Genomic DNA, 13,475 nt, shown 5'->3' with positions numbered 1-13,475 from the left:
TGGAGCCAACCTGCAGATCAACGCAAGTCCTGATTTTGAAACTAAATCCTCGTACTCGATTCGTCTAAGAACTGCCGATCAGGGGGGGCTTTCTTTTGAAAAAACTTTTACTATCAATGTAAACAACCTGAACGAAGTACCTACAGACCTGGCTCTTTCTGCTACGGCAATCAACGAAAACGTAGCTGCCGGAACAACAGTGGGAGTCCTATCTTCTGTTGATGTGGATGCTGCAAATACTTTCACTTATACTTTGGTTTTTTTGATTTTGAAACTAAATCCTCGTACTCGATTAGAATAAGAACAACAGATCAGGCTGGTTTAAGTTTTGAAAAACAGTTTACGATTACTATTAATAATGTATGCGAATTAGACAATGGAGCTACTCTGACATCTGGTGTCATTACAGCAACACAAACTGGCGCTTCATACCAATGGATTCAGTGTCCTGCTACTATATTAGTTGGAGAAAACGGACAATCGTATACTCCAACAGCTATTGGTTCATATGCGGTTGTTGTAACAATCGGAGCATGTAGTACACTATCATCATGCATACCTGTAACATCTTTAGCTAATCCTAATGTAGAAGAAAAATCTAAATTTGTAATATACCCCAATCCAAACAATGGTATTGTAAACATACAAACTGATCATGATGCTGATTTGAATATTATAAATCAATTGGGACAAACTATTAAAACAGCAAAAGTTACTTCTGATATAGTTAACACAATTAATCTTGAAAGCCAGGCTGACGGGGTTTATTTCATAACAGAAAAGAAAGGGAGTAAATTAATTACTCACAAATTGATTCTGAAAAAATAATTCAAAAAAGGTTTTATAAATTCTTTAAAATTAGAAAGGGAAAAATCAAATGATTTTTCCCTTTCTAATTTTAGTAAATTATTTTTAATTTTAATCCAATCTTAAAACGGTACATCACTATCATCATCGTCATCGTTCAGATTACTTCCGAAAGCCTCATTTGCAGATGGCAGATTTTTAGTTATATACTGATTATCATCATGATTCATTTTTGACGGCAAATCATCATAACTGCCCGAAAAATCATCAAGATTATCAAATTTTCCAAGGTGACCTATAAATTTTAGACGAACGTTTTCAATACCACCATTACGGTGTTTTGCGATCATAATTTCTGCCTGACCAGCGGTTGGGGAAGCTTCGTCATCATCCCACTCGTCAATTTTGTAATATTCAGGTCGATATAAAAACGAAACGATGTCGGCATCCTGCTCAATTGCTCCGGATTCACGAAGATCTGATAGTAAAGGTCGTTTACTGGATCCACGTGTTTCTACAGCACGCGATAACTGAGAAAGTGCAATTACCGGAACATTAAGTTCTTTTGCCAAAGCTTTTAGGTTTCGGGAAATGGTAGAGATTTCCTGCTCACGATTTCCTCCACCTTTATTATTTCCTCCTGCAGTCATTAACTGCAAATAATCCACAATGATAATTTTAATACCGTGTTGTGAAGCTAAACGACGGCATTTTGCTCTTAAATCGAAAATAGAAAGCGATGGAGTATCATCAATAAATAAAGGGGCTTTTTCTAAGTCCTTTACTTTGGTACTCAACATAGTCCATTCGTGAGGTTCTAGTTTACCAGTACGTAATTTCTCTGATGACAATCCTGTTTCAGACGAAATTAATCTGGTAATCAACTGAACAGATGCCATTTCAAGAGAGAACAAGGCTACTGCGTGTCCAAATTGAATAGCAATATTTCTGGCCATAGAAAGTACAAACGCCGTTTTTCCCATCGCAGGTCTTGCTGCAATAATAATTAAATCACTGGGCTGCCATCCGGAAGTCAGTTTATCTAAATTAGTAAAACCGGTTTCCACACCACTTAATCCCTCTTTTTTAGAAATTTCTTCAATTTTCTTTTTAGCTTGTAAAACTAAACTTTGTGCAGTTTCAGAACTACGTTTGATATTTCCCTGAGTTACTTCATATAGTTTTGATTCGGCCTGGTCTAATAAATCGAAAACATCCGTAGTTTCATCATACGATGCCTCAATAATTTCAGATGAAATTCGAATTAAACTTCTTTGGATAAACTTTTGAAGAATGATACGTGAATGAAATTCGATGTGTGCCGAAGACGCAATTTTTTGTGTAAGCTGTATTAAATAAAAATCCCCTCCAACTAATTCTAATTTGCCATTCTTTTTTAACTGACTTGATACCGTAAGTAAATCAATTGGCTGCGTTTCGGTAAAAAGCTGTATAATGGCTTCAAAAATATGTTTGTGTGCCTCTTTGTAAAAAGCATCCGGCTGTAAAATATCAATTACATCATCAACCCCTTTTTTATCAATCATCATAGCACCAAGCACAGCTTCTTCTAAATCAAGAACTTGCGGCGGCAATTTTCCTTTCTCCAGATTAATAATAGTGGTTTTATCTACCTTTACAGGGTTTATATTTTTGAAATTTTCCATATAGCGAAATTAGCGAAATTTAAAAAAATATTACTATTGAGTTATAAGTAATAATTGTTTATAAATAAGTATTTTTTGTTCATAACCCCAAAAAAAAATCCGAAACTGTAAGGTTTCGGATTTTAAATCAATTTATATAAATTTATTCCTTATACTCACCCATATTACTGTACTTGTCCATTCTTTGGGCAATTAAATCGGCTGTTGATAAATCTTTCAATTCGTTATATCCTTTCGTAATATATTCAGCTACGGTTTTAAAAGTAGTTTCTCTGTCATAATGTGCTCCTCCAAGTGGTTCCGGAATAACATCATCAACTAATTTTTGCTTTTTCATGTCAGATGAAGTCAATTTTAAAGCATCAGCAGCACGTTCTTTGTACTCCCAGCTTTTCCATAAAATTGAAGAACATGATTCTGGAGAAATTACAGAATACCAGGTATTTTCTAACATATAAACTTTATCTCCAACACCTATTCCTAAAGCTCCGCCTGAAGCTCCTTCTCCAACAATAATCGTAATAATTGGCACTTTAAGGCGAACCATTTCGAAAATGTTCCTTGCGATTGCTTCTCCCTGCCCTCTTTCTTCAGCTTCTAGTCCAGGATATGCACCCGGTGTATCTACTAAAGTTAAAACCGGGATTCCGAATTTCTCTGCCATTTTCATCAAACGTAAAGCTTTGCGGTATCCTTCAGGATTTGCCATACCAAAATTACGGTACTGACGTGTTTTTGTATTAAAGCCTTTTTGTTGTCCCACAATCATAAACGACTGACCGTTTATTTTTCCAAGGCCTCCCACCATAGCTTTATCATCCTTAAAGTTTCTGTCTCCATGAAGCTCTAAAAAAGTTTCGCCGCAAATGGCTCTGATATAATCTAAAGTATAAGGTCTGTTTGGATGCCTTGACAATTGTACTCGCTGCCAGGCTGTAAGGTTTTTGTATATATCTTTCTTAGTTTGTTCTAATTTCTTGTTGATTTCCTTACAAGTTGGCGTAACATCAACGTCAGATTCTTTTCCAATTATAACACACTTTTCTAACTGTTCTTCAAGTTCTTTGATTGGAAGCTCAAAATCTAAATATTCCATGGATTTTTGAATTTTGTTTTTAAATCGAACCGCAAATATAAAAATATTATATCATTGGTATAAATAATTTGTATTTAAATAGAATAATGCAAAATAAATATAAGGTAAATATTACACTTTTTCTTTGTTTTTATAATGTTTGAAAACACCGTTTAAAATAACTGTAATTACAATTATCAGAGCACCAATATAAAATTCAGTACTCATTTTTTCTTTTCCTCCCAAAATAAAATAGGCAAGCATAATTCCGTAAACAGGTTCTAAATTAGTCGTTAACATTACTGTATAAGGTGTTAATTTCTGCATTACTTTTACGGATGCTGTAAAAGCATAAGCAGTACAAACCGAAGCTAAAATAAGTAACAGCCCCCAATTGTTTAATGACATGGTAAAAAAATCAGCTGTGAATTTTCCCTGCAACAAAAAATAAATGGATATAAAGAAAACTCCTGCACCAAATTCATAAAATGTAATAACAGAAGGCTCATGATCAGAAATCAATTTCCCATTCATTAAAGTAAATAAAACCCCTAAAATAATCGAAGCCAAAGCGTAATACATTCCATTCAGATATTTTACTTCAACCTGCATAATCAAAGCTAAGCCTCCAATGATTATTAATCCAAAAAAAACTTCATACCACAATATTTTCCTTCCATAAAAAAGAGGTTCTAACAATGATGCGAAAAAAGCGCCCAGAGAGAATATTGACAATGTTATCGAAACATTAGAAACGTGAATTGCTTTAAAAAAGAAAATCCAATGTAGTGCTATTAATAATCCGACAAAAATTAATTTAGCGAAAGACTTTCCTGATATAACAAAAGATTGTTTTTTATAAACTATAAAAGCAGCCAAAAAAACTCCAGCAAGCAGCATTCTGTACCAAACCAGATTCTCTGCATCAATAGTTATTAAAGCGCCTAAAATTGCTGTAAAACCCCAGATAAAAACAATTAAATGAAGATTTAAATAACTTTTTAAATTATCGTTTCGCATTACGTAATAAGTAAACTGCCAAAATTCCAAATACAATATTCGGAAACCAAACAGCTAATAAAGGTGAAAATGTAGATTTTTCGGCAAGTGTACCAAATATTTTATCAAAAAATACAAATGAAAATGCAATTGCAATTCCAATTGCAAGATTAGTTCCCATTCCGCCACGGCGTTTCATTGACGAAACTGCAACTGCAATAATAGTTAGAATAAAAGCTGAAACCGGTACACTATATTTTTTATAAAGCACTACTAAATAAGTATTGATGTTTCCGGAACCTCTTTTTCTTTCCTTTTCAATAAAATCGATTAATTTTCCGAGTGAAAGTGTTTCGGCAATGTAAACCACCGGGGTTAAATCTGCCAGTTCAAACTTAAAATGAACTTTTTTTTCTGGAGATTTTTCAATTTTATCATTCAATTCCCCAAGAGTTCTCTTGGTATAATCATACAAAATATAGGTTTTCTTTTTAGGATCCCAGGTAATTCGGCTTGCGGTAATTTTATAAGTCAGTTTGTCCTTTTCAAAATGTTCCAATGAAAAATTAAAAGCTGTTTTAGTCTCCTCATTAAAACTATTTACAAAAATAAAATCGTTGTCATTTATTTGTCTGTAAACATTCGTATTTTCACCACGCATCAGTTGTTTTCCATTCCCTTTTAGATACGTATACCTAAAATTATTAAACCCTTCACTGGCTGCCGGAACTATAAAGAAACCCATTAAAAGAACAAAAACAGAAACAATAGAAGCCCCAATAATGTAAGGCCTTAAAAAACGTGTAAATGAAATTCCCGAACTTAAAACCGCAATAATCTCTGTATTATTGGCCAGTTTAGAAGTAAACCAGATTACTGATAAAAATAAAAATATCGGAAACAAGGAGTTCGCAAAATAAACCGTAAAATTGTAATAATAAATCGCAATTTCGGTAAACGGAATTTTGTTCTCCAGCATTTTATTCACCTTTTCAGAAACGTCAATTACAATCCCAATCGGAATAAATAAAAGAATCATCACCGAAAAAGTGGCTAAATATCTTTTTAAAATATACTTATCTATTATCGTTAACATAAAACTTTTGTTTCAGGTTCAAAAGTTTCAAGTTTTAAGTTTCAGGTTTCAGTTTCTCTACAGAAACATGAAACCTGAAACAAAAATAACCTGAAACATTTTTTATAGTCTTTGACTCATATTTTTAACCATCATTTCTTTCCATGGTCTAAAATCTCCTGCTAAGATATGTCTTCTGGCTTCACGAACCAACCACATATAAAAACCAAGATTATGAATCGTTGCAATTTGTTTTCCTAAATATTCGTTGGCTGCAAACAAATGACGTAAGTATGCTTTTGTATATTCTGTATCTACAAAAGTATGTCCCATTTCATCAATTGGAGAAAAGTCAGCTTCCCATTTTTTATTTTTGATATTGATTGTTCCGTTTGCAGTAAACAACATTCCGTTTCTCGCATTACGCGTTGGCATTACACAATCAAACATATCAATTCCTAACGCAATATTTTCCAAAATATTAATTGGCGTTCCAACTCCCATTAAATAACGGGGTTTATCTTCCGGAAGAATTTCGCAAACCACTTCTGTCATCGCATACATTTCCTCAGCAGGCTCCCCTACTGATAATCCTCCGATAGCATTTCCCTGTTGACCTGAATTAGCAATATATTCAGCAGATTGACGACGCAGATCTTTATATGTACTTCCCTGAACAATAGGAAAAAACGTTTGTTCGTATCCGTATTTATAAGGAACTTTATCTAAATGGTTAATACAACGATCAAGCCATCGGTGTGTCATGTGCATAGATCGCTGTGCGTATCTGTAATCACAAGGATACGGTGTACATTCGTCAAAAGCCATAATGATATCGGCTCCAATGGTACGCTGAATTTCCATTACATTCTCCGGAGTAAAAAAGTGATACGAACCATCAATGTGTGATTTAAACTTTACTCCTTCTTCCTTAATTTTTCTGTTATTCGAAAGAGAATACACCTGATATCCACCTGAATCAGTCAAAATATTACGATCCCAATTCATGAACTTATGCAGTCCACCCGCTTTTTCCAAAATCTCTGTTTGTGGACGCAAGTACAGATGGTATGTGTTTCCGAGAATAATATCCGGATTAATATCGTCTTTCAATTCACGTTGGTGCACGCCTTTTACAGAAGCAACTGTTCCAACAGGCATAAAGATAGGCGTTTCAATTACGCCATGATCTGTAGTAATACTCCCCGCTCTTGCTTTAGACTGCGGATCTTTTTGTAATAAATCAAACTTCATCTGTTTCTTTTTTCAGAGCGCAAAGATAGATTAATTTGAGGGAATTTTTATTAATTAGAAAATTTGTCAATTAGAAAATCAGATAATGTTTTTCAAGGACTTGAAACATCAAACCTTAAACATTGCATTTTCAGATTTTGCACCTGGCCTTTCAAATTTATTTTGGGCGTTCCCTACGGTCGGGCTATCCGCTGTATTCCCGTTTAACAAAAACTACGGCTAAAAAGCCTTGTTTTTCTAAATCGGGAGATGTCGCTGCTATCCCTAACGCAAGACCAGGATTTATCTATTACCAACAATAATCAAATGTAAAATTTACAACAATCACAATACTAAAATATAACGATGTAAATGGCTTCCCTTTATAATTTTACAAGAAATAATTTTCAACTAAACATTAGAAATCATGATAAACTCAGAAGAAAAAATAGATCAAATCAGGGATGCTCAAATTGAAAAAAACATCGAAAGAAATCTGGAAAACTTAGATTATCCTCCAAACGAAGACATTTACAATCAGGAAGAAAACCTCGAAGACATTGATCCGGAAGGGATCTCAGGAGAAAAACTCATTATAAATCAGGAAGATCATGAGTGGAAACAAAACAGTGACAAAATCGGAAATGATTTAGATATTCCGGGTTCTGAGCTTGATGATGAACAGGAAGAAATTGGATCGGAAGACGAAGAAAACAATTTCTACAGCGAAGGCGACACAAAATAACAATACATTAATTTCATTCCAAACAAAGCTTCATAATGGGGCTTTGTTGTTTTAAATTTTCGTCAAAAGACAATGAAATACAGATCTCTAATTCAAAAAACTTAAAACATTTCAACGTTTTTTTCAAGATCAATAAAAAAACTACCTGAATTTAACAATTACGACAAACTAAAGCAAAAAATCATTTGTCTTACCGCAAAATAAAATTTACTTTTGCACCAGTTTAACTTTTACATATAAAATGAAGCCTAACACACAACAATTAAGCGATTTAACTATCCAAGTAAGAAGAGATATTCTTCGAATGGTACATGCTGTCAACTCAGGTCACCCAGGTGGTTCACTAGGTTGTACTGAATTTTTGGTAACGCTATACCAAAATATTATGGAACGCAAAGAAGGTTTTGATATGGACGGAATTGGAGAAGACCTATTCTTTCTTTCAAACGGACATATTTCACCTGTATTTTATAGCGTTTTAGCACGAAGCGGTTATTTCCCTGTTTCAGAACTTGCAACTTTCAGACTATTAAACTCTCGTTTGCAAGGTCACCCAACAACACATGAAGGTTTACCTGGTGTTCGTATGGCTTCTGGTTCATTAGGACAAGGTTTATCTGTAGCTCTTGGAGCAGCTCAGGCTAAAAAATTAAATGGCGATAATCACTTAATCTTCACTTTACACGGAGACGGTGAATTACAGGAAGGACAAAACTGGGAAGCTATCATGTATGCTTCTGCTAAAAAAGTAGACAACCTGATTGCAACTATCGATGTTAACGGAAAACAAATTGACGGAACAACTGACGAAGTTTTAGCAATGGGAAGTATTCGAGCTAAATTTGAAGCTTTTGACTGGGATGTTTTAGAAATTGCTGAAGGAAATAATATCGATGCTATCATTGCAGGTTTAACTGATGCTAAATCGAGAACAGGAAAAGGAAAACCGGTTTGTATTTTATTACATACTGAAATGGGTAATGGTGTTGACTTTATGATGCATACACATGCATGGCACGGAAAAGCACCAAACAACGATCAGTTAGCAGCTGCATTGGCTCAAAACTATTCTGCAGATCAAATCGATTATTAAAAAAAGCTTTAAGCCAAAAGCAATAAACGACATGTTTATTATCTAAAGCCTATCGCCCAAAGCAAAAAAAACAAAATGAAAAAATATACAAATACAGGAAGTAAAGATACTCGTTCAGGTTTTGGAGCGGGAATGACTGAATTAGGTCAAAAAAACGAAAAAGTAGTAGCCCTTTGTGCTGATTTAATTGGATCATTAAAATTTGATGAATTCAAAAAAAATCACCCGGAGCGTTTTTTCCAGATTGGAATCGCAGAAGCTAACATGATTGGAATCGCTGCAGGTCTAACCATTGGAGGAAAAATTCCTTTTACAGGAACTTTCGCTAACTTCTCTACAGGAAGAGTTTACGATCAAATTCGTCAATCTGTTGCGTATTCTGATAAAAACGTAAAAATCTGTGCTTCTCACGCTGGTTTAACTCTTGGAGAAGACGGAGCAACTCACCAGATCTTAGAAGATATCGGGTTAATGAAAATGTTACCTGGAATGACTGTAATCAACACTTGCGATTACAATCAGACAAAAGCTGCAACGTTAGCATTAGCAGATCACCACGGACCGGCTTATTTACGTTTTGGACGTCCGGTTGTTCCTAACTTCACTCCTGCTGACGAACCTTTCGTTATTGGAAAAGCAATTTTATTAAACGAAGGAACTGACGTTACAATCGTAGCAACAGGGCACTTAGTTTGGGAAGCAATAGTTGCTGCTGAAGCTCTTGAAGCAAAAGGGATTTCTGCAGAAGTAATCAACATTCACACCATTAAACCTCTTGATGAAGAAGCTATTCTAAAATCAATTGCAAAAACTAAATGTGTTGTAACTGCAGAAGAACACAACATTCTTGGAGGTCTTGGAGAAAGCATTTCAAGAGTATTGGCTTTAAATACTCCTGCTCCACAAGAATTTGTAGCTGTAAACGATAGTTTTGGCGAATCAGGAACTCCTGAGCAATTAATGGAGAAATACAAACTAAACAACCAGGCAATTGTTGAAGCTGTAGAAAAAGTTATCAAAAGAAAATAATTTCAATTTTCTTAATCATAAAAAAACCTCGAAATTTACATTTCGAGGTTTTTTTATGATTTTTTCTTGACTTTTAGTTTTTATAAGGATAAGAATTATCTAAATGTATTCTTAATCTTCCTGAGGCAATGTAATCCTCCTCTGTAAACTTTCTAGGATTACTTGAAGACTCCGGCAAATTAGGATTAGTAAGAACACCTGTAGGTCTTCGTGGAATTCCTTTTGGCTCACTATTTAAACTTTCATTTACATTTGGAGTCATTGGATCGTCTACAATCTTAAATGCTTCAAACGGATAATACCTGCTTGGACCAAAACTACCTCCAACCTCAACAGTTGGTTTTGCAATTTCTACAATGGTTCTATATCCATCACCATCATCATCTATATCAATAAAATCAGGAATACCATCACCATCTGTATCATCTAAATTTACCGGTGCATTAGGATATAATGTTGTATTACGATAATCATATACGTATCCGTCGCCATTAATATCTTCCTGATAATCAAAAACTCCATCACCAACATATGCACTAACACCATTTACCACCCCAAGCTCATGATCCATTCTTTCCAAATCATATAATTTGAAACTAAAAATTAATGGCGAATAAGGCGGAATAACTACACTTCCTCTTGAATTTCCTGTATAATACCCTAATCCTGATGGAATAAACAATACACCTGCACCAAAATTTTCATATTTTACAGTTCCATCTGTCTGTACAGCACTGGTTCCGGTTTTAAACTGAGGAAAGATTTCGCTCCACCCCATAACACTACCATACAAATCAAGGGGAGCCTGAGGAAATTTTATTTCCTGAAAAAGCGTTGTTGTTAAATGAGCCGGGACTATTGGTGCTGTAGTAGTTGCCTCAACACGAGTCATATACTCTCCTTTGTAAGCAGCTAAAACAGCGTCCGTATTCATAGGCGAAGTACCCGTACCTTCTCTCAATACCAAATAATACATTTTGTACACAACACCATTTAAACTAATATTTCTTGTTAAAAGTTTAGGAAAAGAAGCACTATTAAGGTACGACATGATAGAAGGCTGAGTTGCGGGATCAGTAATTTTAGATATTGCAACATCCTGATCTTCCTGGTTACCAGGGCTATCAATAACTGTAATGTAATATGTATTTAAATACTCTTCAATATTAGTATTATCCGTATTATATTGTTCCGTATAATCTCTCAACGGAACCGGCTTTACATCATCATCATCGTCGTTTTTATTACAGGAAACCAAAATAACACCTGTAATCAGTAAAATAAAAAAATATTTAAATTTATTCATTATTGTTAATTTTTTAGGTGCGCAAGATACAATATTGATTTATTTTTGTAAAGAATTTAACTCCGATTTTAGAAAAATTATGCGAATAGATAAATACCTGTGGTGCGTAAGATATTACAAAACACGTAATATGGTTACTGAGGCATGCAAAAAGAACCACATTACAGTTAATGGTCAGGTTGCAAAACCCTCTAAAGAAGTTTTTCCTACAGATAGAATTACATTTAGAAAGGATCAGATTACACAAATTATAACTGTGTTAGATATTCCTCAAAGCCGTGTAGGCGCAAAATTAGTTGATATTTACAGAAAGAACGAAACTCCTCCTGAGACTTATGCTCATTTAGAGTTATTAAAACTTTCCAAAGAACATTATCGCAAAAGCGGTACAGGCAGACCAACCAAAAAGGATCGTAGAGATATTGATGACTATGGAGATGAAATACATGAAGAAGATCAGGATGAGATTTAAATTTCAAAATTTAAGAAAATCCAATATTTAAATTCCAAATCCCAAAACTTAAAAATTCGATGCCAAATTCCAAAATTTTTTAAAAAAAGTCTAGTACACATTTCAAAATTGGAATTTGGATTTTTTATATTGGAATTTAAATTAGTCATATATTAGCAAAAAAATAAATCATGAGCAAAAATATCATCTTAACCAATCAGGAAATTGAACATAAAATAAAACGTATTGCCTATCAGATTTACGAAACTTTTGTTGATGAAGAAGAAGTTGTAATTGCCGGAATTGCTTCTAACGGATCTATTTTTGCCGAGAAAATTGCTTTAGCTTTAGGCACTATCTCTACCCTTAAAATCTCTTTGTGCGAAGTTATTGTAGACAAACAAAATCCTCACTTACCAATACAAACTTCCCTTACTGTCACACAATATGAAAATAAAGGTTTGGTATTGGTTGATGATGTCTTAAATTCGGGAACTACATTAATTTACGCTGTTCGTCATTTCCTGAACGTCCCTTTAAAGAAATTCAAAACCGTGGTACTTGTTGACAGAAACCATAAAAAATACCCGGTAAAAGCCGATTTTAAAGGAATTTCTCTTTCAACATCTTTATTAGAACATGTACAGGTTGTTTTTGGCGAAAACGGAAACGATTATGCTTTTTTAAGCTAATATTTCCAAAATGTCCTGAACTGTTTCTTCAACGGTTTTATCATCGACAGAAACTTTATGCTGCGCGTGGTTGTAATAAAAGCTTCTGTCGAATAAATGTTTCGCAATAAACTCTTTCATTTCCTCTTCGTTCATATTGGCAATTAACGGGCGTTTGCTTTTGTTATGCACCAATCTACTATATAAGGTATTAATCGATGCTTTTAAATAAACAGAAACAACATCATCCCGTTTTAATAATTCATGGTTATTAGCATAACATGGTGTTCCGCCCCCCAAACCAATTATATTATTTTCTGAAGACTGAAGTAATTCTACAAACATTTTGTGTTCTAATTTTCGAAAATATACTTCTCCGTGCTGTTCGAAAATTTCATTTATGGATAAATTTGCTCTTTTTTCGATGCATTTGTCTAAATCTAAAAATGGAATATTGGTAATTTTTGATAAATTTTGGGCAATTGTAGACTTTCCGCAACCCATATAACCTAATAAGATGATTTTTTTCATTGTAATAAAACCTTATAAACTAAGGTGTTGTAAAATTTGATTAAAAAAAGACAAATTTATAATAAATTTGCTTGCAATTAATAAAATAAACTCCTTATATTTGCACCCGCATTCAAGGAATTAAATGACTCGATAGCTCAGTCGGTAGAGCACATCACTTTTAATGATGGGGTCCTGGGTTCGAGCCCCAGTCGGGTCACAAATTTTGTGATAAACAAATTAAATTTCTTGAAAGCAATGACTCGATAGCTCAGTCGGTAGAGCACATCACTTTTAATGATGGGGTCCTGGGTTCGAGCCCCAGTCGGGTCACAAAAGGTCGAGTATTAATTTACTTGACCTTTTTTATTTTTAGGCCATGTGGAGAAACGGTAGACTCGCCATCTTGAGGGGGTGGTGCTCGCAAGGGCGTGAGGGTTCAAATCCCTCCATGGTCACAATTTAATTGTAATTTTAAGCAAAAACACCTGTATTTACAGGTGTTTTTCTTTTATGCACTAATTCAATATCCCGACAATTTTTACACGATAACAAAAAAATATATTATTCTTTCCCTCATTCTTTTGATTTTTATATAAAATCAAAGCAGGATCCACAATTAAGTTAGAATTTATCCTTTAAGTTTTATTCTATGAATTGAAGAATTTTATAGATCAATCTAAATAAATATGCTATCAAACAATACAAAACTACCATTAATACCGTAAGTTTTATATTGAAGTATAAAATTAAAAAATGATTATTCGTAATCTTTTTTTGATTAAAAAAAAACCATACTTTTACGCCCGAAAAT

15 protein-coding genes and 3 tRNA genes are annotated in these 13,475 nt (G+C 33.9%); 10 read left to right on the top strand and 8 right to left on the bottom strand.

Annotated elements, in window-relative coordinates:
* Positions 1-301, top strand: a 301-nt coding sequence (locus JE46_RS24325; RefSeq protein ID WP_031457400.1) for a hypothetical protein, incomplete at its 5' end; no start/stop codon positions are given.
* Positions 302-440: 139 nt separating this feature from the next.
* Here JE46_RS24325 and JE46_RS24595 read toward each other — a convergent pair.
* Complete coding sequence (locus JE46_RS24595; RefSeq protein WP_031457399.1) at positions 441-644, bottom strand: hypothetical protein; 204 nt, start codon at positions 642-644, stop codon at positions 441-443.
* Positions 645-666: 22 nt separating this feature from the next.
* Between JE46_RS24595 and JE46_RS24760 the strand changes: the two genes are divergently transcribed.
* Positions 667-828 carry a T9SS type A sorting domain-containing protein gene (locus tag JE46_RS24760; protein WP_394332081.1) on the top strand — a complete coding sequence of 54 codons (162 nt, stop codon included), beginning with the start codon at positions 667-669 and terminating at the stop codon, positions 826-828.
* A 101-nt stretch (positions 829-929) separates the two neighbouring features.
* Here the strand turns inward: JE46_RS24760 and dnaB are convergent, their stop codons facing one another.
* The 5 genes from dnaB to tgt all read right to left on the bottom strand — a co-directional run bounded on the left by dnaB (position 930) and on the right by tgt (position 6,877).
* Complete coding sequence (gene dnaB / locus JE46_RS21730) at positions 930-2,474, bottom strand: replicative DNA helicase (protein ID WP_031457398.1); 1,545 nt, start codon at positions 2,472-2,474, stop codon at positions 930-932.
* Positions 2,475-2,616: 142 nt separating this feature from the next.
* Entirely contained in the window at positions 2,617-3,570 is a 954-nt protein-coding gene (locus JE46_RS21725) for an acetyl-CoA carboxylase carboxyltransferase subunit alpha (RefSeq protein WP_031457397.1), read from the bottom strand.
* Between the two features lie 111 nt (positions 3,571-3,681).
* Complete coding sequence (locus JE46_RS21720) at positions 3,682-4,569, bottom strand: DMT family transporter (protein ID WP_031457396.1); 888 nt, start codon at positions 4,567-4,569, stop codon at positions 3,682-3,684.
* A complete protein-coding gene (locus JE46_RS21715; protein WP_031457395.1) occupies positions 4,556-5,644 on the bottom strand; it encodes an LptF/LptG family permease in 1,089 nt (362 codons plus the stop codon). Before JE46_RS21715 ends, JE46_RS21720 begins: the two co-directional genes overlap by 14 nt.
* Positions 5,645-5,746: 102 nt before the next feature.
* The gene (gene tgt / locus JE46_RS21710) at positions 5,747-6,877 is read right to left on the bottom strand and encodes a tRNA guanosine(34) transglycosylase Tgt (protein WP_031457394.1); all 1,131 of its coding nucleotides are present in this window, start codon (positions 6,875-6,877) and stop codon (positions 5,747-5,749) included.
* A 406-nt stretch (positions 6,878-7,283) separates the two neighbouring features.
* On the opposite strand from tgt, the gene JE46_RS21705 reads away from it, so the two are divergent.
* The 3 genes from JE46_RS21705 (at position 7,284) to JE46_RS21695 (ending at position 9,723) form a co-directional block, all read left to right on the top strand.
* Positions 7,284-7,601 carry a hypothetical protein gene (locus tag JE46_RS21705; protein WP_031457393.1) on the top strand — a complete coding sequence of 106 codons (318 nt, stop codon included), beginning with the start codon at positions 7,284-7,286 and terminating at the stop codon, positions 7,599-7,601.
* Positions 7,602-7,842: 241 nt separating this feature from the next.
* A complete protein-coding gene (locus JE46_RS21700) occupies positions 7,843-8,694 on the top strand; it encodes a transketolase (protein WP_031457392.1) in 852 nt (283 codons plus the stop codon).
* A 75-nt stretch (positions 8,695-8,769) separates the two neighbouring features.
* Positions 8,770-9,723: a transketolase family protein gene (locus tag JE46_RS21695; RefSeq protein WP_031457391.1), complete on the top strand. Its 954-nt coding sequence runs from the start codon at positions 8,770-8,772 to the stop codon at positions 9,721-9,723.
* Between the two features lie 73 nt (positions 9,724-9,796).
* Here the strand turns inward: JE46_RS21695 and JE46_RS21690 are convergent, their stop codons facing one another.
* The gene (locus tag JE46_RS21690) at positions 9,797-11,029 is read right to left on the bottom strand and encodes an FKBP-type peptidyl-prolyl cis-trans isomerase (RefSeq protein ID WP_031457390.1); all 1,233 of its coding nucleotides are present in this window, start codon (positions 11,027-11,029) and stop codon (positions 9,797-9,799) included.
* Between the two features lie 79 nt (positions 11,030-11,108).
* Between JE46_RS21690 and JE46_RS21685 the strand changes: the two genes are divergently transcribed.
* Both JE46_RS21685 and JE46_RS21680 read left to right on the top strand, forming a co-directional pair.
* Positions 11,109-11,501: an RNA-binding S4 domain-containing protein gene (locus tag JE46_RS21685; RefSeq protein ID WP_031457389.1), complete on the top strand. Its 393-nt coding sequence runs from the start codon at positions 11,109-11,111 to the stop codon at positions 11,499-11,501.
* Between the two features lie 170 nt (positions 11,502-11,671).
* A complete protein-coding gene (locus JE46_RS21680; protein ID WP_031457388.1) occupies positions 11,672-12,172 on the top strand; it encodes a phosphoribosyltransferase domain-containing protein in 501 nt (166 codons plus the stop codon).
* Here the strand turns inward: JE46_RS21680 and JE46_RS21675 are convergent.
* Complete coding sequence (locus tag JE46_RS21675; protein WP_031457387.1) at positions 12,164-12,682, bottom strand: shikimate kinase; 519 nt, start codon at positions 12,680-12,682, stop codon at positions 12,164-12,166. The genes JE46_RS21680 and JE46_RS21675 overlap by 9 nt on opposite strands.
* 126 nt (positions 12,683-12,808) lie before the next feature.
* Here JE46_RS21675 and JE46_RS21670 point away from each other — a divergent pair.
* The 3 genes from JE46_RS21670 to JE46_RS21660 all read left to right on the top strand — a co-directional run bounded on the left by JE46_RS21670 (position 12,809) and on the right by JE46_RS21660 (position 13,119).
* A tRNA-Lys gene (locus JE46_RS21670) sits at positions 12,809-12,881 on the top strand.
* A gap of 40 nt (positions 12,882-12,921) precedes the next feature.
* Positions 12,922-12,994 (top strand) — tRNA-Lys (locus tag JE46_RS21665).
* Positions 12,995-13,036: 42 nt separating this feature from the next.
* Positions 13,037-13,119 (top strand) — tRNA-Leu (locus tag JE46_RS21660).
* Positions 13,120-13,475: the final 356 nt, after the last annotated feature.

Origin of the sequence: Flavobacterium chungangense LMG 26729 (assembly GCF_000735715.2) — a bacterium.
Taxonomy (GTDB): Bacteria; Bacteroidota; Bacteroidia; order Flavobacteriales; family Flavobacteriaceae; genus Flavobacterium; species Flavobacterium chungangense.
The sequence above is the reverse complement of the archived record's forward strand: the minus strand, read 5'-3'. Positions and strand labels throughout refer to the sequence as shown.